At 73.2% G+C, this 18,284-nt stretch carries 18 protein-coding genes and 2 pseudogenes; 11 read left to right on the top strand and 9 right to left on the bottom strand.

The window, feature by feature from the left end; genetic code table 11:
* A partial coding sequence (locus tag BJF79_RS11030) for a hypothetical protein (RefSeq protein ID WP_143219842.1) occupies positions 1-258 on the bottom strand: 258 nt, incomplete at its 3' end.
* Positions 259-577: 319 nt separating this feature from the next.
* On the opposite strand from BJF79_RS11030, the gene BJF79_RS11025 reads away from it, so the two are divergent.
* Positions 578-1,252: a hypothetical protein gene (locus tag BJF79_RS11025; RefSeq protein WP_143219841.1), complete on the top strand. Its 675-nt coding sequence runs from the start codon at positions 578-580 to the stop codon at positions 1,250-1,252.
* Between the two features lie 102 nt (positions 1,253-1,354).
* Here BJF79_RS11025 and BJF79_RS11020 read toward each other — a convergent pair whose 3' ends face one another.
* The 3 genes from BJF79_RS11020 to BJF79_RS11010 all read right to left on the bottom strand — a co-directional run bounded on the left by BJF79_RS11020 (position 1,355) and on the right by BJF79_RS11010 (position 4,768).
* The gene (locus BJF79_RS11020) at positions 1,355-2,746 is read right to left on the bottom strand and encodes a glycine--tRNA ligase (protein ID WP_187356985.1); all 1,392 of its coding nucleotides are present in this window, start codon (positions 2,744-2,746) and stop codon (positions 1,355-1,357) included.
* Positions 2,747-2,997: 251 nt separating this feature from the next.
* The gene (locus BJF79_RS11015; protein WP_075896813.1) at positions 2,998-4,326 is read right to left on the bottom strand and encodes a DUF1906 domain-containing protein; all 1,329 of its coding nucleotides are present in this window, start codon (positions 4,324-4,326) and stop codon (positions 2,998-3,000) included.
* A gap of 157 nt (positions 4,327-4,483) precedes the next feature.
* A complete protein-coding gene (locus BJF79_RS11010) occupies positions 4,484-4,768 on the bottom strand; it encodes an antibiotic biosynthesis monooxygenase family protein (RefSeq protein WP_075896811.1) in 285 nt (94 codons plus the stop codon).
* Positions 4,769-4,814: 46 nt separating this feature from the next.
* Between BJF79_RS11010 and BJF79_RS11005 the strand changes: the two genes are divergently transcribed.
* The 6 genes and pseudogenes from BJF79_RS11005 to BJF79_RS10980 all read left to right on the top strand — a co-directional run bounded on the left by BJF79_RS11005 (position 4,815) and on the right by BJF79_RS10980 (position 8,637).
* Complete coding sequence (locus BJF79_RS11005; protein ID WP_075896809.1) at positions 4,815-5,153, top strand: DUF6703 family protein; 339 nt, start codon at positions 4,815-4,817, stop codon at positions 5,151-5,153.
* A gap of 31 nt (positions 5,154-5,184) precedes the next feature.
* On the top strand, positions 5,185-6,165 hold the full coding sequence (locus BJF79_RS11000) for a metal ABC transporter substrate-binding protein (protein WP_075896807.1): 981 nt from the start codon (positions 5,185-5,187) through the stop codon (positions 6,163-6,165).
* Positions 6,156-6,626: pseudogene (locus tag BJF79_RS66720) on the top strand (metal ABC transporter ATP-binding protein); the annotation flags it as partial. The gene BJF79_RS11000 and the pseudogene BJF79_RS66720, both read left to right, overlap by 10 nt.
* Positions 6,627-6,876: 250 nt before the next feature.
* Entirely contained in the window at positions 6,877-7,767 is an 891-nt protein-coding gene (locus tag BJF79_RS10990; protein ID WP_075896805.1) for a metal ABC transporter permease, read from the top strand.
* Positions 7,764-8,141 (top strand): Fur family transcriptional regulator, encoded by a 378-nt coding sequence (locus tag BJF79_RS10985; RefSeq protein ID WP_075896803.1) that lies wholly within the window; start codon positions 7,764-7,766, stop codon positions 8,139-8,141. The genes BJF79_RS10990 and BJF79_RS10985 overlap by 4 nt, the downstream gene beginning before the upstream one ends.
* Positions 8,142-8,211: 70 nt before the next feature.
* Positions 8,212-8,637 (top strand): OsmC family protein, encoded by a 426-nt coding sequence (locus BJF79_RS10980; RefSeq protein ID WP_075896801.1) that lies wholly within the window; start codon positions 8,212-8,214, stop codon positions 8,635-8,637.
* Between the two features lie 313 nt (positions 8,638-8,950).
* Here the strand turns inward: BJF79_RS10980 and BJF79_RS10975 are convergent, their stop codons facing one another.
* Together BJF79_RS10975 and recO are read right to left on the bottom strand one after the other, a co-directional pair.
* Entirely contained in the window at positions 8,951-9,751 is an 801-nt protein-coding gene (locus tag BJF79_RS10975) for an isoprenyl transferase (RefSeq protein WP_075896799.1), read from the bottom strand.
* Positions 9,748-10,545 carry a DNA repair protein RecO gene (recO, locus tag BJF79_RS10970; protein WP_262401844.1) on the bottom strand — a complete coding sequence of 266 codons (798 nt, stop codon included), beginning with the start codon at positions 10,543-10,545 and terminating at the stop codon, positions 9,748-9,750. Before recO ends, BJF79_RS10975 begins: the two co-directional genes overlap by 4 nt.
* A gap of 199 nt (positions 10,546-10,744) precedes the next feature.
* Here recO and BJF79_RS10965 point away from each other — a divergent pair, with 199 nt between their 5' ends.
* Positions 10,745-11,779 carry a M4 family metallopeptidase gene (locus BJF79_RS10965; protein WP_262401843.1) on the top strand — a complete coding sequence of 345 codons (1,035 nt, stop codon included), beginning with the start codon at positions 10,745-10,747 and terminating at the stop codon, positions 11,777-11,779.
* Positions 11,780-11,782: 3 nt separating this feature from the next.
* Positions 11,783-12,037 (top strand): protealysin inhibitor emfourin, encoded by a 255-nt coding sequence (locus BJF79_RS10960; RefSeq protein WP_075896793.1) that lies wholly within the window; start codon positions 11,783-11,785, stop codon positions 12,035-12,037.
* A 76-nt stretch (positions 12,038-12,113) separates the two neighbouring features.
* On the opposite strand, the gene leuA is transcribed toward BJF79_RS10960, so the two are convergent.
* Positions 12,114-13,823 (bottom strand): 2-isopropylmalate synthase, encoded by a 1,710-nt coding sequence (gene leuA, locus BJF79_RS10955; RefSeq protein ID WP_075896791.1) that lies wholly within the window; start codon positions 13,821-13,823, stop codon positions 12,114-12,116.
* Between the two features lie 276 nt (positions 13,824-14,099).
* Here leuA and BJF79_RS10950 point away from each other — a divergent pair, with 276 nt between their 5' ends.
* Positions 14,100-14,867 (top strand): hypothetical protein, encoded by a 768-nt coding sequence (locus BJF79_RS10950; RefSeq protein ID WP_075896789.1) that lies wholly within the window; start codon positions 14,100-14,102, stop codon positions 14,865-14,867.
* On the opposite strand, the gene era is transcribed toward BJF79_RS10950, so the two are convergent.
* Together era and BJF79_RS10940 are read right to left on the bottom strand one after the other, a co-directional pair.
* A complete protein-coding gene (gene era / locus BJF79_RS10945; RefSeq protein WP_083733334.1) occupies positions 14,858-15,793 on the bottom strand; it encodes a GTPase Era in 936 nt (311 codons plus the stop codon). The genes BJF79_RS10950 and era overlap by 10 nt on opposite strands.
* 2 nt (positions 15,794-15,795) lie before the next feature.
* Positions 15,796-17,247 carry a hypothetical protein gene (locus tag BJF79_RS10940; protein WP_075896787.1) on the bottom strand — a complete coding sequence of 484 codons (1,452 nt, stop codon included), beginning with the start codon at positions 17,245-17,247 and terminating at the stop codon, positions 15,796-15,798.
* 337 nt (positions 17,248-17,584) lie between these two features.
* Here BJF79_RS10940 and BJF79_RS10935 point away from each other — a divergent pair.
* Positions 17,585-18,284, top strand: a pseudogene (locus BJF79_RS10935) (hypothetical protein); the annotation flags it as partial.

Raw genomic sequence — 18,284 nt, 5'->3', positions numbered from 1 at the left:
GAGCGCCGCGGCGGCGGCCTCCGCGTGCGGGCGGTGCCGAGGTCGGCGAGGCCCGCGCTGCGGCGACCGTCCCCGGGACTGGACGCCCTGGACCGGGCCGGTGCGCAGCCCGGTCCCGGCGACCGAGGCGGACGCCCCGGCGGCGCCGGACGCCGCGGTGTGCGGCCCGTGCCCGCCGACCAGGCCGAGGAGGCCGAGGGCGACGACGAGCATCCGGGCGAGCAGGCCCGCGGGGGCCGCGGAGGGAGGGTGGTGCATGGTCCCTCCCGTCGATGGTGCCCGGCCGGGCGGCGCCCGGCTCGTAGGTGATCGGCTCGCCGCGGTGCTGCAGCAAACCTAGCCCACCCCGGCGACCGGACGCTCGGCGTTCGTCGAGGGTTTGACCAACCGGCGAACTTTCCGTCAAGGGCGTTCACCGCCACAACGGCCTTCCCATTCCGGCCAGGTCCGTCCGACCTGCGGGGACGGCCGCGTGTCCGGATCCGGACGGCACTGTACTTACCGGCCGGTATTGCCGGGGCCCGGAAAGCGAATTACTTTCACAATGCCCACCCCGAACCGGACAAAGGAGCCTCCGGTGGCACGAATCAGGCAAGCTGCAATCATCGGGACGGCCGCGGTGGCCGTCCTGGCCACGGCCGTCGCCCCCGCCTCGGCCGCGACCACCACCATCCGCGCGGGCTCGGCGACCGCCGCGCCCTACGCGGGCAACGTCCAGGCGTCCCTGCTCGGCGTCGCCACCGTCTCCACGTCGATCGGCAGCGGCTCCTGTGACGAGTCGACGATGACGGGATCGGTGAACTCCGACGGCACGGCCCTCACCATCGACGCGGCGGACTTCACCGGCGCGGGCGGCGGACCCTGCACCGGCACCACGTCCTCCACCATCACCGCACAGAACCTGCCGTGGACGGGCGGCGCCGTCGCCTACGACCCCAACGGCACCAACGGACGGGACGCGAGCGTCACGATCGCCAACTTCCGCGTCGAGGCCGTCGTGGACCTGTTCGGCGGCATCACCTGCGTGTTCGGCGGCACGCTCACCGCCGACGGCTACAACGGCGACAACCCGGACCGTCCCGACACCGGCAACGCCGAGGCGCAGGTCGGCGTGAACGGCGCGACGGTGAGCAAGCAGGGCGGCAGCTGGCTCTGCCCGTCCACCGCGTCCGTCACCGCGACGTACGAGCTGCTCGGCGAGTCGACGGCCGGCTCGGGCACCTTCGACCAGTCCCTCTACGTGACCGGCTGATCCCCGGCTCCCACGACGACGGGCCGCCCCCCATCCCCCGGGGGCGGCCCGTCCTCGTGCGCACGGCGCGGCGCGGCCGACGCCCGCGTCGGCGGCCCGCGGTCAGCAGCCGACGAGCTGCGCCGCCAGGAACGACTCGACCTGCGAGATCGCGATGCGCTCCTGGCTCATCGTGTCGCGCTCCCGGACGGTCACCGCGTCGTCGTCGAGCGTGTCGAAGTCGACCGTGACGCAGAACGGGGTGCCGATCTCGTCCTGCCGCCGGTAGCGGCGGCCGATGGCGCCGGCGTCGTCGAAGTCGACGTTCCAGCTCTTGCGCAGCCGCGCGGCGAGGTCACGGGCCTTCGGCGACAGGTCGGCGTTGCGCGACAGCGGCAGCACCGCGACCTTGACCGGGGCGAGCCGCCGGTCGAGACGCATCACGGTGCGCTTCTCCAGCTTGCCCTTGGCGTTCGGGGCCTCGTCCTCGGCGTAGGCGTCCATCATGAACGTCAGCGTGCAGCGGTCGACACCGGCCGCGGGCTCGATGACGTACGGGACGTACCGCTCGCCGGACTCCTGGTCGAAGAACGTCAGGTCGGCGCCGGACGCCTTGGAGTGCGTCGACAGGTCGTAGTCCGTGCGGTTCGCGACGCCCTCCAGCTCGCCCCACTCGCCGCCGACGAAGTTGAACCGGTACTCCACGTCCACGGTCCGCTTGGAGTAGTGCGACAGCTTGTCGGCCGGGTGCTCGAACAGCCGCAGGTTCTCCTTGCGGATGCCGAGGTCGGTGTACCACTGGAACCGCTCGTCGATCCAGTACTGGTGCCACTCCTCGTCGGTGCCCGGCTTGACGAAGAACTCCATCTCCATCTGCTCGAACTCGCGGGTCCGGAAGATGAAGTTGCCCGGGGTGATCTCGTTGCGGAACGACTTGCCGATCTGGCCGATGCCGAACGGGATCTTGCGCCGCGCGGACTGCTCCACGTTCTTGTAGTTGATGAAGATGCCCTGCGCGGTCTCGGGCCGCAGGTAGGCCAGACCCGACTCGTCGTCCTGGACGGCGCCGAGGTAGGTGCGGAGCATCGCGTTGAACATCCGCGGCTCCATGAAGGCGCCCTTCACCCCGCAGTTGGGGCAGGCCACGTCGTTCAGGCCGTTCGCGGGCGGGCGGCCGTGCTTCTCCTCGTACGCCTCTTCGAGGTGGTCGGCGCGGTAGCGCTTGTGGCAGGACTGGCACTCGGTCAGCGGGTCCACGAACGCCTGGACGTGGCCGCTGGCCTCCCAGACCTCGCGCGCGAGGATGACCGAGGAGTCGAGGCCGACGACGTCGTCGCGGCCCTGCACCATGGACTTCCACCACTGGCGCTTGACGTTGTTCTTCAGTTCGACGCCGAGGGGACCGTAGTCCCAGGACGCCTTGAGCCCGCCGTAAATCTCACTGGACGGGTAGACCAGTCCCCGCCGTTTGGCGAGGTTGACGATCGTGTCCATCACGTCGGAACGGCGTGCCATGTATCTTCTCCATCCGGCTGGCGGTCGGCGGGACAGTGAGTGCGCCCCCGTCCCGTTGGAACGGCGGACGGCGGCGAGTGTGATCCCCGGTGATGTGCGTCCGAGGCGCGGTCCTCCCCGGCGCCTCAGAGCATTCCCCAGCTTAGGGCACCGGAGCGGGTTCCCTGCCGCGAGGCTCGCACACGCCCGCACGGATCCGCGAGCGCTTTTCGCGCGCTCGTCCGGTCGGCTCGCCCGTTCGACAGGTCCGGTCAGTAGACGAGGCCGTCCACGATGTTGGAGTCGATGTTGAGGGCGGCGTCGCCGTGCCGTTCCTTGTGGGGGCCGCGGTACTGCTTGATGCGGCGGTGCGGGGACCACAGTCCGTCCGCGAAGTACGGGTCGCCGTACACGCTCGCGCGCCCGTCCCAGTTGGCGAACCAGATGCCCTCGGGCTTGCTGATCCCGGAGGCGCGCGCCACGTCGCGGACACCGGACGCCGAACTGCTGTACATGCAGGGCCGGTAGCCCTGCTTCTCCAGCTCGCGCACCCAGGCGTCGACGAACTTCAGCACGGCCTTGCGGCACTTCTTCTTGCGGCCGTCGTACGCCTCCATGTCCAGGTAGATCGGCTCGCCCGGCGGGATCCCGAGGTCCTTGGCCTTGCGGGCCGCGTCCACGGCGTTCTCGCGGCCCTGCGCCCCGGCGTTGCGGCGCGTGAAGCGCTGCGGGCGGGGACCGCACGGCGCCTGCAGCCCCACGTACGTCGGGGTGATCCGGTAGCCCATCGCGCGGACGTCCCGCACCCACGACTCGGTGAGGTTCGGCTGGGCGCAGCCGCGCGCCGCGCCGCCGATGTAGATGTTGGTCACGTCGTAGGCGTTCCGCCAGCGCTTCATCGTGTCGAGGGACGGCGCGGTGCAGGTGTCGAACCCGCGCCCGCGCGTCCAGGGCCGCCGCGCCTCCGTGGCGTCCGCTCCTTGCGCGCCCTTCCCGGACGGGCTCGCGGCGGGCTCCTCGGGACCGGTGCGGCCGCGTTCGGTGTCCGGCGCGGAGTCCCCGGGCCGGAACGGGACGGGCCGGGCCGACGGCGCGCAGCATCCGCTGGAGCGGCGCGGGGTCGTCGCCGTACACGCCGGTGATCGCGACGCCCGCCCCGGGCAGCGCGAGCCGGGTCTCGCGCCCGGCGGACGGCTCGACGGTGAACGCGGCGAGGTTCGCGGCGCGCACGACCGTCCGGGACGAGCGGCCGCCGGTGCGGGCCCGGTCGCCGAGCGGCGCGATGTGGACGGCCGACGTGCGGCCGACGACGCGGGCGGGCAGTCGGGCCGCGGGCCGGGGCGGCCGAGGTAGACGGCGCGCCGGTCGTAGCGGATGCAGCGCGCGGGGTCGCGGTCGAGCCGGTGCACCTCCCAGCCGTCCGGCACCGGGATGCGCAGCCCCCGGTAGCGGACGACGCGCCCGGGTCCCGCGGGTTCGGCGGCGGCCGCGCGGCTCACCGTGCCGGACGCGGGCCGCGCGGGCGTCTCCGCGAGGACCGCGCCGAGGGGCGCGAGGACCGCGACCCCGGACAGTGCGCTGAGCAGGACGGCATGGCGCATCGCGTCTCCCCCGAGGAACGCCGGGCCGCACGGCCCGCGACGTGATCGTGACGCGGCAAAGATGACCTTGGACGGCGGGGCGAAACGACGCCCGAAAGGATCTTGCCCGCCGGTTGCCCGGTTTTGGGACGCCGTCGCGCGTGCGTGGGGCGCGGGGTCAGGCCGTGGTGACGATCTCGTAGGCGCCGGGCTCGTCCAGCGCGTACGCGGCCAGGGGGATGAACTCCATCCGGACGGCGGGGGCACCGAGCGCGCGCCGGTAAAATCCTGCTCCGTCCCATTCGGTGACCAGCGCCCACAGGTCGGGTTCGTCGACGGTGCGGGCGAGCCGGCCGGTGCGGAATCCGGGACTGGCGGACAGCACGGTGAGCACCGCGCTCATGCGTGCGGCGAAGCCGTCGGCGTCCGCGCCGGGCACCCGGTACCGGGTTATCGCGATCATCCGCCCATCCTGGCAGTACGTTGGGCGCGTGGAGAGGGGAGGCGGTATGCCGGGCGGACGCGCGACGGGATCGGCCGGGCCTGCGGGACAGGCGGGATCGACGGGCCTGCGGGCCGCGGTGGAGCGGTGGAGCGCCGCGCCGGTGGTGTTCCTGCACCGGCTGCCGCGCTGGGTGCTGCTCGCCGCGGTGTTCGCGCTGCTGGTGCTCGGCATGGCGGGGACGGGCTGGCCCGCGGCCGCGGGGCTGCTGGTGCTCGCGCTGTTCCTCGCCTGGTTCGCCTACCTCAACTGGCCCGTGCTGGACGCGTCTGGGCGGTTGCTGCGGGTGGTCGGGACGACCGTCCTCGCCGGGTTCGCCGTGGCACGCGTCATTGGGCGATTTTGACAATCATTTTCACTTTGAGCATACTGACAACGTGCCCAGATCCCGCAAAACCCTGCGAAACCTCCCCGCGGCCGCTCTCGCCCTGACCGGGCTGGCCGCCGGTCTCACCGCCTGCGGCGACGCGGGCGCCGACGCCCCGCCCGGCACCGTCGAGGTGGTCGCGTCCTTCTATCCCATGGCGTGGCTCGCCGGCGAGGTCGGCGGCGACGACGTCCACGTGCGGACGCTCACCGCGCCGGGAGCCGAGCCCCACGACCTGGAGCTGACGGCCAAGCAGGTCGCGAACGTCCAGCGGGCCGAGCTCGCCCTCTACGTGAAGGGCCTGCAGCCGGCCGTCGACGAAGCCGTCCACCAGCACGCCGAGGACTCGTCGCTCGACGCCGCGAGCGTGGTGAAGACGCTGCCGCCGCCCGCGGCGGAAGAGGGCCACGAGCACGGCCATGAAGAAGGGCACGACGAGGGCCACGAGGAAGGGCACGACCACGGCGACGCCGGGTACGACCCGCACATCTGGCTCGACCCGGCCCGCATGGCGACCATCGCCACCGCGCTCGGCGACCGGCTCGCGAAGGCCGACGCCGAGAACGCGGCCGAGTACAAGAGCCGCGCCCAGACCGTCGCGAAGCGGCTCACCGATCTGGACGCGAAGTTCAAGGACGGCCTCGCGACCTGCGAGCGCAAGGAGATCGTCACCGCGCACGCCGCGTTCGGCTACCTGACGAACCGGTACGGGCTCGCGCAGGTCCCGATCGCCGGGGTCGACCCGTCCAACGAGCCCTCCCCCGCCCGGCTCGCCGAACTGACCGAGCACGTCAAGCAGGCCGGCGCCACGACCGTCTTCACCGAGACGCTCGTCAGCCCGAAGGTCGCCGAAACGCTCGCCCGGGAGGCCGGGGTGAAGACGGCCGTGCTCGATCCGGCCGAGGGCGTCAAGGAAGGCTCCTCCGACGACTACATGACGATCATGAACAAGAACCTCGAAACCCTCAGACCCGCCCTGGGATGCTCATGAGCCGAGCCGACGCGGCACCGTCCGCACCGCCGTTCGAGATGACCGGCGGGCGGGTCCGGCGGGACGGCCGCGAGGTCCTCGCCGGCGTGGACCTGCGGGTCGACGCCGGCGACGTCGTCGCCGTCCTCGGGCCGAACGGCGCGGGCAAGTCCACCCTGATCAAGGCGCTGCTCGGGCTGGTCCCGCTGGCGGCGGGCCGCACCGCGATCTACGGGGACGCGCCCGCGCGGTTCCGCGACTGGAAACGGATCGGGTACGTGCCGCAGCGGCTGCCGATGGGCGGCGGCGTCCCCGCGACCGTCCGTGAGGTCGTGTCGTCCGGCCGCGTCGCCCGGCGGTCCCGCTGGCGGCCCGCGTCGGCCGCCGACCGCGCCGCCGTGGACGGCGCCCTCGCCGCGGTCGGCCTCGCCGACCGCGCCCGCGACACCGCGCATCTGCTGTCCGGCGGCCAGCAGCAGCGGGTGCTGATCGCCCGCGCGCTCGCGCGAACCGGACGCGTCGTCCTGGACGAGCCGACCGCGGCGGCGGCGACGCGGGCAGCCAGGAGGCGCTCGCCGGGACGCTCGGCACGCTGGTCGGCGCGGGCCGCACGGTCGTCCTGGTCGCGCACGAACTCGGCCCGATGGAGCCGCTCGTCACCCGGACGGTCGAGCTGGCGCACGGCCGCGTCGTCCGCGACGCGACCCACGAGAAGACGCTGGGAAGGCCCGCGTGATCGAGATGCTGCAGTACGACTTCATGCGCGTCGCCCTCGTCATGGCGGTGCTGATCGGGCTGACCGCCCCGGCCGTCGGAACGTTCCTGGTGCAGCGCAGGCTGTCCCTGCTCGGCGACGGCGTCGGCCACATCGCGCTGACCGGCATCGGCCTCGGCCTGCTGACCGGGACCTCCCCCGTGCTGGCCGCGCTGGCGGTGTCGGTGCTCGGCGCGGTCGCCATCGAGGTGCTGCGCGCCCGCAGCCGCAGCGGCGGCGACGTCGCGCTCGCGCTGATCTTCTACGGCGGGCTGGCGGGCGGCGTCATCCTGACGAGCCGGGAGGGCGGCGGCGCGAGCCTGCAGTCCTACCTGTTCGGCTCGATCAGCAGCGTCACGCTCTCCGACCTGTACGTCGTCGCGGGACTCGCCGTCGTCGTGCTCGGCGTCATCGCCGTGTTCGGCCGCGAGCTGTTCCTGCTGTGCCAGGACGAGGAGGTGGCGCGGGCCGCGGGCCTGCCCGTCCGCTTCCTCAGCATCCTGATCGCGGTGACGGCCGCGGCGACCGTCGTGATCGCGATGCGCGCGATCGGGCTGCTGCTGGTCAGCGCGCTGATGATCGTCCCGGTGGCGGCGGCGCAGCAGGTGACCCGCGGGTTCCGGGGGACGATGCTGGTGGCGATGGCGGTCGGTGTACTGTCGGCCGTGGCGGGCCTGGCCGGCTCGTTCGAGTACGATCTGCCCCCGGGCCCCTCGATCGTGCTGCTCGCCCTGGCGGTGTTCGCGGTCGCGGTCGCCGGGGGGACCGTGGTTCGACGCAAGCGCGCGCGGGCGGGCGAGGCCCGGGAGGTGATCCCGGACCGGCCCGGTCCCGGTGTGCAAGCCGAGGCGGAGGTGCTCAGAGGATGACGACGGCCCGCCGGGACGCGGTGCGGCAGGCGCTGGCCGGCTGCGAGGGATTCCGCAGCGCCCAGGACATCTACGCCGACCTGCGCGCCGACGGCTCCAAGATCGGCCTGACGACGGTGTACCGCGCGCTCCAAGCGCTCAGCGACTCGGGCGAGGTCGACGTCCTGCGCACCGACGAGGGCGAGGCCGTCTACCGCGCCTGCCGGACCGAGGAGCACCACCACCACCTGGTCTGCCGCGGCTGCGGCCGGACGGTCGAGGTGGAGGGCCCCGCCGTGGAACGCTGGGCCGACGCGATCGGCGCCGAACACGGATTCACGGAGATCACCCACACCGTCGAGGTCTTCGGCACCTGCGCCGACTGCGCCCGCTGACCGGCCGCGCGGCGCGGGCGCCCGGCACCCCGATGTGACGTTCGCGCCGCGATCACGGAAGAATGCCCACATGGCTACGACTCGCACCGCCAACGCGCACTGGGAAGGGCCGCTGATGGGCGGCCAGGGCACGGTTTCGCTGGACTCCTCCAAGACCGGCACGTTCGACGTCACGTGGCCGTCGCGCGCCGAGGAGCCGGGCGGGAAGACGAGCCCGGAGGAGCTCATCGCCGCCGCGCACTCCACCTGCTACTCCATGGCCCTGTCGCACGGCCTCGCCGGCGCCGGGACGCCGCCGGAGAAGGTCGACACCAAGGCGGAGGTCACCTTCCAGCCGGGCGAGGGCATCACCGGGATCCACCTGACCGTCCGGGCCTCCGTGCCGGGACTGTCGGCGGGCGACTTCGAGAAGGCCGCGCAGGACGCCAAGGCCGGCTGCCCGGTCAGCAAGGCCCTCGCGGGCACGAAGATCACGCTGGACGCGGCGCTGGTGTAGAGCGCCGCACCGCACCGCCCGGGCCCGCACGCGACCCCGCGCGCGGGCCCGAAGCATGCCGCCGTCCGTCCCCTCGAAGCGAACCGTCCACGGGAAGACGCCCCACCCGTGGCAAAGCGAGGCGGTTACCCCCGGACGGCCCACACAGCGCGGGCCGAGCAGGCACTCCGCATCGCGGGCGGGGCTGCCACCCCACACAGGCCCACCCAGCGCGGGCCGAGCAGCCCCAAGCGGCCGCCCCGCGCATCGCGGGCGGGCCGCCTGACCCGGGCGGCCGGAGCGAGCTCTGCGAGCGGAGGCCGACCGTGGCCGCTCAGGAGCCGCTCGCGGCGGGTTCCACCGGGTTGGGGACGGCGCCGCCGTAGCGGCGGTCGCGGGACGCGTACAGCTCGCACGCGTGCCACAGGTGCCGACGGTCGAAGTCGGGCCACAGGGTGTCGAGGAACACCATCTCCGCGTAGGCCGACTGCCACAGCAGGAAGTTGGACGTGCGCTGCTCGCCGGACGAGCGCAGGAACAGGTCGACGTCCGGGATCGACGGTTCGTCCAGGTAGCGGGCGAACACCTTCTCGTCGATCTTGTCGGGGTTGAGGCGGCCGTCGCGGACGTCGCGGGCGATCGCCGCCGTGGCGTCCAGGATCTCCGCCCGGCCCCCGTAGTTCACGCAGAACTGCAGGGTGAGGACGTCGTTGTCGCGCGTCATCTCCTCGGCCGTCTCCAGCTCCTTGATGACGCTGCGCCAGAGGCGGGGGCGGCGACCGGCCCACCTGACGCGGACCCCCATCGAGTGGAGCTGGTCCCGGCGGCGGCGGATGACGTCCCGGTTGAAGCCCATGAGGAACTTCACCTCGTCCGGGGAGCGCTTCCAGTTCTCGGTGGAGAACGCGTACGCCGACAGGTACGGGACGCCGAGCTCGATCGCGCCCATGATGACGTCGAAGAGCGAGTCCTCGCCGCGCTTGTGCCCCTCGGTGCGCGGCAGCCCGCGCTCCTTGGCCCAGCGGCCGTTGCCGTCCATCACGATGGCGACGTGCCGCGGCACCAGATCCGCGGGGATCCCGGGCGGCCGCGCCCCGTCCCGATGCGGATCCGGCGGCAGAACAGCCCTGCTCACACTCTCTCCCTGATGTCGTCTCCCCCGGCCGGGTCGCCGGTGGTGTCCTCGTCGAAGGCGTGCTCGCCGTCGCGTTCCACGTGCCGCAGCGAGCGGATCCCGTGCTCGAGATGCCACTGCAGGTAGGCGGCGACGAGGCCGCTGGTCTCCACGCGGTGGCGCGGTTCGCTGGCGTCGGCGTACTCCCAGTCGCCGCGCAGCAGCGCCAGCATCAGCCGGAACGTGGGCGGCGCGGGGGTCGCGGCCCCCGGACGGCGGCAGTTCGCGCAGACGGCGCCGCCCGCGGCGATCGCGAACCCGCGCAGCCCGCCGCGCACGCCGCACCGGCAGCACTCGTCCAGCGCGGGCGCCCAGCCGGCGACCGACAGCGAGCGCAGCAGGAACGCGTCGAGCACCAGGCGCGCGTCGTGGGCGCGGTCGGCGAGGGTGCGCAGCCCGCCGACCAGCAGCAGGAACTGCCGGAGCGCGGGCTCTCCCTCGTCGGTGAGCTTCTCGGCGGTCTCCAGCATCGCGGTGCCCGCCGTGTAGCGGGAGTAGTCGGCGACCAGCCGCTCCCCGTAGGGGCGCAGCGTCTCGGCCTGCGTGATGAGGTCGAGCGACCGCCGCTCGTACAGCTGGAGGTCCACGTGGGTGAACGGCTCCAGCCGCGCCCCGAACCGGGACTTGGTCTTGCGGACGCCCTTCGCGGCGGCGCGGATCCGGCCGGTGCGCCGGGTCAGCACCGTCACGATGCGGTCGGCCTCGCCCAGCTTCTGGGTGCGCAGGACGACGCCTTCGTCGCGGTAGAGGGTCACCCGTTCATTCTGTCGCACCCGGCCGGGTGCTCCGTTGCCCGGACGGACATCTCACCAGTATCTCCATAAGTCGGTTCGCTGGTATCTCTTCGCATGGTGACAATCACATACCGTGACCGGAATCGGCCGCCGCCACGCCGCGAAACCCATGGCCACGCGCCCGGGAACCTGTCAGCGTTGCTGCATGAGATGCCACATCGTGCCACCGCACATGCTGGAACGCCTCGCCCGAGACACCGCCGATCCGGTTCTGAGCGCACGCGCCCGCCGAACCATGGCCCTCACCTCCGCGCACCAGGCCGCACGGCTGGTGCCGCCTCCCGCCCGCTCCCCGGAGGAGGACTTCGTCCCGAAGCGGACGATCCACGACGCGCAGGGCCGCGAGACGCTGCCCGGCCGCGCCGTCCGCAAGGAGGGCGACCCGGCCACCGGAGACAAGACCGTCGACCGCTCCTACGACTGGCTCGGCGCCACCTTCGACTTCTTCGAGGAGGTCTATCGGCGCGACTCCATCGACGGCGCCGGACTGCCGCTGATCTCGACCGTCCACTACGGCGACGGGTACGCCAACGCCTTCTGGAACGGCGAGCAGATGGTGTACGGGGACGGCGACGGGGTGATCTTCACCGACTTCACGATCCCGCTCGACGTCACCGGCCACGAACTCGTCCACGGCATCACCCAGCACACCGCGAACCTGGAGTACTACGGCCAGGCCGGTGCGCTGAACGAGTCGGTGTCCGACGTGTTCGGGTCGCTGGTCAAGCAGCGGCACAACGGGCAGGGCGCCGGGGAGGCCGACTGGCTGATCGGCGTGGGCCTGCTCGCCGAGGGCGTCGACGGCGTCGCGCTGCGCTCGATGAAGGAGCCCGGCACCGCCTACGACGATCCGCGGCTCGGCAAGGACCCGCAGCCCGGGCACATGGACGACTACGTCGAGACGTACCGCGACAACGGGGGCGTCCACATCAACTCGGGCATCCCGAACCGCGCCTTCTACCTGGCGGCCACCGCCATCGGCGGCAACGCCTGGGAGAAGGCCGGCCTCGTCTGGTACGACGTCCTCACCGGCGGCGCGCTGGCGGTGGACGTCGACTTCGCCGGGTTCGCCACCGAGACCGTCCGGGCCGCCGCCCGCCGTTTCGGCGCGGAAGCCGCCGAGACGGAGGCGGTGCGCGGCGGCTGGTCGGGCGTCGGCGTGTCCGTCGCAAGCACCGCGGAGGCGTTGGGTTAAACGGTGAAGGTGACAGTCGTCCGCAGCGGGGGGTTCGCCGGGATCGATCGGCGCGCCGAGTCCGACAGCACGAGCGACCCGGTACTGGCCGGGCTCGTCCGGCGCGTCGACCTCGACTCGGTGCCGCCACCCGGCCGGATCCCCGACCAGTTCCTGTACGAGATCGACATCGACGGCCGGCGGAAGACCGTCGGTGAGGCCCAGCTCAGCGGGCCGCTGCGCGAACTCGTCCATCACGTCCTCGGCCGCGCTCGCTGAGCGCGCCGAGGACGCGCCCGGCGGGGCCGCGGGCCCTCCCGGCACCCGCGGCCCCGCACCGCTTCGCTTCCGTGCCCTACTTCCCCACGCGGGCGACGCGGTTGACGGCCGACAGGATCGCCTTGAGGGACGCGGTGACGATGTTGCCGTCGATCCCGACGCCCCACACGGTGCTGCCGTTGACGTCGCACTCGACGTAGGCGGCGGCGCGGGCGTCGCCGCCCGCGCTCATCGCGTGCTCGGCGTAGTCCAGGACGCGGACGTCGATCCCGACCGTGGCGAGGGCGTCCTCGAACGCCGACACCGGGCCGTTGCCCAGGCCCTCGATCTCGCGGATCTCGCCGTCCACGCGGACGTCGCAGGCCAGTGCGTCCTTCTCGTCGACGCGGGACGTCGTGCGGTGCGCCAGCAGGCCGACGCGGGGCCCGTTCGACAGGAACTCGCTCTCGAAGATCTCCCACATGCGCGCCGGGGCGACCTCGCCGCCCTCGTTGTCGGTGTGCTCCTGCACGACCCGGGAGAACTCGATCTGCAGCCGCCGCGGCAGCTCCAGCGAGTGCTCGGTCTTCATGATGTAGGCGACGCCGCCCTTGCCCGACTGGCTGTTGACCCGGATGACGGCCTCGTAGGTGCGGCCCACGTCGTGCGGGTCGATCGGCAGGTACGGGACCTCCCACCGGTACTCGTCCACGGGCGTCCCGGCGGCCTCGGCGTCGCGCCGCAGGTGGTCGAAGCCCTTGTTGATGGCGTCCTGGTGGGAACCGGAGAACGCGGTGTAGACCAGGTCGCCGCCGTAGGGGTGCCGCTCGTGGACGGGCAGCTGGTTGCAGTACTCGACGGTGCGGCGGATCTCGTCGATGTCGGAGAAGTCGATCTGCGGGTCGACGCCCTGGGTGAACATGTTCAGGCCCAGGGTGACCAGGCAAACGTTGCCGGTGCGCTCGCCGTTGCCGAACAGGCAGCCCTCGATGCGGTCGGCGCCCGCCATGTAGCCGAGCTCGGCGGCGGCGACCGCGGTGCCGCGGTCGTTGTGCGGGTGCAGCGACAGGATGACCGACTCGCGGTACGCCAGGTTCCGGCTCATCCACTCGATCTGGTCGGCGTACACGTTCGGGGTGGCCATCTCGACCGTCGCCGGCAGGTTGACGATGACCTTCTTGTCCGGCGTCGGCTTCCACACGTCGTTGACGGCGTTGCAGACCTCGACGGCGTACTCCAGCTCGGTGCCGGTGAACGACTCCGGCGAGTACTGGAAGAAGATCTCGGTGTCGCCCATGTCCTCGGCGAGCTTGGCGCACAGCTTCGCGCCCTCGACGGCGATCGCGGTGATCCCGTCGCGGTCCTGGCCGAACACCACGCGGCGCTGCAGCGTGCTCGTCGAGTTGTACAGGTGGACGATCGCCTGCTTCGCGCCCCGCACCGACTCGAACGTCCGCTCGATCAGTTCCGGGCGGGCCTGCGTCAGCACCTGGATCACGACGTCGTCGGGGATCCGGCCCTCGTCGATGATCTGCCGGACGAAGTCGAAGTCGGTCTGGCTCGCCGCCGGGAACCCGACCTCGATCTCCTTGTAGCCCATCTGCACGAGCAGCTCGAACATCCGCAGCTTGCGGTGGGCGTCCATCGGGTCGATCAGCGCCTGGTTGCCGTCCCGCAGGTCGACGGCGCACCAGCGCGGGGCCCGCTCGATGACGGCGTCCGGCCAGGTGCGGTCGGTCAGCTTGACGGGGGCGAAGGGGCGGTAGCGCTCGAAGGGCATACCGGAGGACTGCTGTGCCGGATACATGCGGTGGGAACTCCCTGCTCGAACCTTGCGGCCGACGTCCACGGCGAAGACCCGCAGCGAGGGAGCCGACCTTGGTTACAGGCCCCCGCTGCGGCCGCTAAGGAGGAGCAGCGCACCAGACACGCTCGCCAAACTAACAGACGACATCCGTGTTCCGGAAACCGCCGTCCGCATGTTGAGACGACCGGTGCCTCCTCCGTCACGGGAACGTCATCGTCGGCCCGGGACATTCCCGCGCGTCCGCGACCGCGCGGTTCCTCCCCTTACGCTGGGTCCATGACCGGTGACCTGGGTTCCGACGCGGGCGGCGCGCGGTCGCGCCCGCAGTTCCTGCCGCCCGACGACGGTCTGCCGCCGCCGGTCGACGCCGCACCCCCGCCGCCGGTCCCCGAGCCGCCCGAACCGCGACGCGGCGGCATCGGCTGGAGCCTCGGGCTGATCGCGTCCGCGGCGGCCCTGCTGGTGTCGGCCTTCCTGCCGTGGGCGCGCGCCTCCGTCGTCGTCGACCTGTTCGGCAGCGCGATCACCCGCGAGGTCGCCACCGCGGCCGGCATCGACGCCGACGACGTCATCCTGGCGGTCCCCGTCTTCGCCGTCGTCGCGATCGTGATGGCGTCCTGGGACCTGCTCGCCCGCGACAGCCGCATCACCGCGCTCGCGGCCGTCCCGGGCGTCCTGTCGCTGCTGGCCTGCCTGCTGTTCCTGCTCCGGCTCGGCGACGCGCGCGACGACCTGCCCACCGGCGGCCTCGACGTCGGCTACGAGATCAGCGTGCAGTACGGCTGGTTCGTGGCGGTCGCCGCGTCGCTGCTGGTCACCGGGTTCAGCCTGGCGCGCCCCATCAGCGCGCGGCTGGGCGCCGGGCGCGCCCGTCCCCACCCGCCGGAGCAGTACGCGCCGGAGCAGTACGCGCCGGACCCGTACTACGCCCAGGGCCGGTACACCGGCGACCCGAACGCGGTGTGGCCGCAGAACGGCTGGGAAGAGCCCGCCCGGCCCGACGCCGCCGAACCCCGCGACGACCGGCGCGACGATCAGTCGTAGAAGCCGAGCCGCCGCAGCTGCTTGGGGTCGCGCTGCCAGTCCTTCAGGACGCTGACCCGCAGGTCCAGGTAGATCTTGGTGCCGAGCAGCGCCTCGATCTGCCGCCGCGCGGCCGCGCCGACCTCGCGCAGCCGCGCGCCGCGATGCCCGATGATGATGCCCTTCTGGCTGGGCCGCTCGACGAACAGGTGCGCGTAGACGTCGACGAGGTCGTCGCGTCCCTCGCGCGGCGTCGTCTCGTCCACCACGACCGCGATGGAGTGCGGCAGCTCGTCCCGGACGCCCTCCAGCGCGGCCTCCCGGATCAGTTCGCCGATCATCACCTGCTCGGGCTCGTCGGTGAGATCGCCCTCCGGGTACAGCGGCATGCCCTCCGGCAACCGGGAGATCAGCAGCTCGCCGACCAGGTCGACCTGGAAGCCGTCCTCCGCCGAGCACGGGACGATGTCGGCGAACTCCCCCAGCCGCCCCACGGCCAGCAGCTGCTCGGCAACCTGCTCCGGCGCGGCGAGATCGGTCTTGGTGACGATCGCCACGATCGGGGTCTTCTTCACCCCCGCCAGCTCGCGCGCGATGTACTTGTCCCCCGGGCCGACGGGCTGGTCCGCGGGCACGCAGAAGCCGATGACGTCGACCTCGGTGAGCGTGGACCGGACGAGACTGTCGAGCCGCTCGCCGAGCAGCGTCCGCGGCTTGTGCAGGCCCGGCGTGTCGACCACGACGAGCTGCCCGTCCGGCCGGTGGACGATGCCGCGGATCGCCCGCCGCGTCGTCTGCGGGCGGCTGCTGGTGATCGCCACCTTGGTGCCGACCAGCGCGTTCATCAGCGTCGACTTGCCGACGTTCGGCCGCCCGATGAAGCAGGCGAACCCGGCCCGAAAGCCCTCGGGCGGCGGCGCGGTCGTCAGATCTCCCGTCGAAGTCACCCCTAGATTGTCCCCCACCGACGCCGAGCCCCGTCCACCCGCACGACTCGGCTCCGGTCGCTCCGGCCGTCGGTCAGGCGAATCACTGTGGGGGGCGCCCCCCCACACCCCCCGCAAAGGCGGCCGCCTGCCCGCCGACCTCCGCTGCGCTCCGGTCGTCGGTCAGGCGAATCACTGTGGGGGGGGGCGACCCCCCCACACCCCCCGGCAAAGGCGGCCGCCTGCCCGCCGACCTCCGCTGCGCTCCGGCCGTCGGTCAGGCGGCGGGGCTTCCCAGCCCCGCCTCGGCCTCGCGGGCGAGGCGGGACCAGAGCGGCGCGCCGAGGGCATCGGCGGTGCGGGCGGCGCGGCCGGTAGTGCGCGGCGGCGTCGGCCGCGGGACGGCCGAGGAAGACGGCGAGGTCGCCGAGGACCTGCGCGACGGGGCCGATCGTCGCGAAGGTGGTGCAGCCGCCGGTGAAGTGGTCCTCGTACGGCAGCAGCGCCGTGTAGGCGTCTTCGGCGACGTCGCGCTGGTCCAGCGTGATCGCGCGGTGGGCGCGGACGGCGGTGGCGAGGTCGAAGAAGTAGTCGGGACGGATCGGGCCCGCGGCGGCGACGGCGGCGCGGGCCTCCGCGACGCGGCCGACGTCGGCGAGCGCGAGCGCGTGGATGTCGGCGGTCGCGGCGACGTGCGACCAGCGCCGCGACAGCCAGGCGGCCCGGTCGAGCAGTTCGCCCGGCCGTCCCCGGACGAGCCGCAGGCAGAACGCGCCGAACCCGACGATGCCGTCCTCGCTGCTCCAGATCCCGGTGCGGCCGATGTTCTCGCTCACCTTGACGTAAGCGCGTTCGGCCTCGTCGAAGCGGGCGGCGAGGACGTGCACGAGCCCGTCGTACCAGCTCGCGATCTGCGCCAGCAGCGGCAGCCCGTACTGGTCGGCGAGGCGGCTCCCGTCGGCCAGGTGCGCGGTCGCGGCGGCGAGGTCGAGCTCGGACACGGCCGTCTGCTGCAGTTGCAGGTGCGCGAGGACGCGGTAGGCCCCGAGGTCGTGCTCCGTTGCGAGGTCGAGCAGTTCGCGGGCGAGCCGCCGCCGCAGGGCGCGGTCGCCCGCGCTCCGGTAGCCGTTGATGTACCGGCCGTTGAGCGCGACCGCCAGCAGCGCCGGACGGTCCAGGGCGCGGGCCAGCGCGACCGCCTCGTCCGCCGCGGTGACCCCCCGGTCGTCGAAGTCGCCCTCGAGTTCGATCGCCAGGCTCGTCAGCAGCCGCACGCGCAGTTCGTCCGCGCCGTCCGGAAGCCGGTGCAGCGCATCCTCGGCGGCGTCGATGATCTCCCGGTCGTAGGAGCCGTACTCGCGGCTGGTCCACAGCGTGGGGACGTCGAACGCGGTGATGACGCGGGCCAGGAGCCGGACGTCGCCGAGGTCGCGGGCGGCGGCGATGGCGTGCAGCCGCCGGTCGCGGGCCTGCATGACGTCGCCGGACAGGCCGCAGGCGCGGATGGCGGCGACCTCCGCCTCCAGCCGCTCGCGGGTCGCGTCCGGGCCCCGCGCGCGGAGCGTCTCGGCGGCGCGGACCCACAGGTCGGCGGCGAGGCCGTGCGCGAAGCGGGCCTCGGCGGCCTGCGGCGGCCGAGCCGCGCGTACCGGACGGCCCGGTCCGGTTCGGCGCCCGATTCCAGGTAGTGGTGCTCGATCGCGGGCGACCTCGGCGGGGCCGGTGCCGTTCCAGCGCGGCGGCGGCCCGGCCGTGCAGCCGGGTGCGGCGCGCCCGCGACAGCCCGTCGTAGAGGGTGTCGCGGACGAGCGCGTGCACGAACCGCATCCGGCCGGGCGCGGGTTCGGTGACGAGCCCGGCGGCGAGGGCCGCCTCGACGGCGTCGATGACGGTCTCCTCGTCGCCGTGCGCGAGGTCGGTGAGGACGGCGAGGTCGGCGTCGCGGCCGACGACGGCGGCGTCCCGCCAGGACGCCCCGGGCGGGCTCTGGGAGGCGGGCGATGCGGCGGCGCAGGACGTCGCCGACCCCGGCGGGCACGCGCCCGGACGGCGGCGTGCGCCGCGCTCGGCGTCGAGCAGCCGGGCCGTCTCGCGGACGAAGAAGGGGTTGCCGCCGGTCCGTTCGGCGATGTCGGACAGCTTCACGGCGGCGACGCCGGTCGCGCAGGTGACGCGGACGAGTTCGGCGTCCTCGGCCGGGGCGAGCCCGGGGAGGTCGATGCGCAGCGGCTCGCGGCGGGCGAGGGCGGCGAGCGCGGCGCCGAGTCGCTTCGGGCGCCTCGGTGCGGCGGAACGTCGCCGCCAGCAGGACGCGGCGGTCGCGAGCCGGTCGGCGAGCCGGACCAGCAGCGCGAGCGTCTCGTCGTCGGCCCAGTGCAGGTCGTCCAGGACGAGCAGCAGCGGGGCGCGCGCGGCGATCCCGGCGAGGTAGTCGCCGACGGCGAGGTGGAGCCGGAACCGTCCGGTGGCGACGTCGGCGTAGCCGCGTTCGGTGGCGGCGTCGTCCAGGAGG

It is taken from the genome of Actinomadura sp. CNU-125, from assembly GCF_001942465.1.
Taxonomy (GTDB): domain Bacteria; phylum Actinomycetota; class Actinomycetes; order Streptosporangiales; family Streptosporangiaceae; genus Spirillospora.
This window is presented reverse-complemented; position numbering and strand designations above follow the sequence as displayed.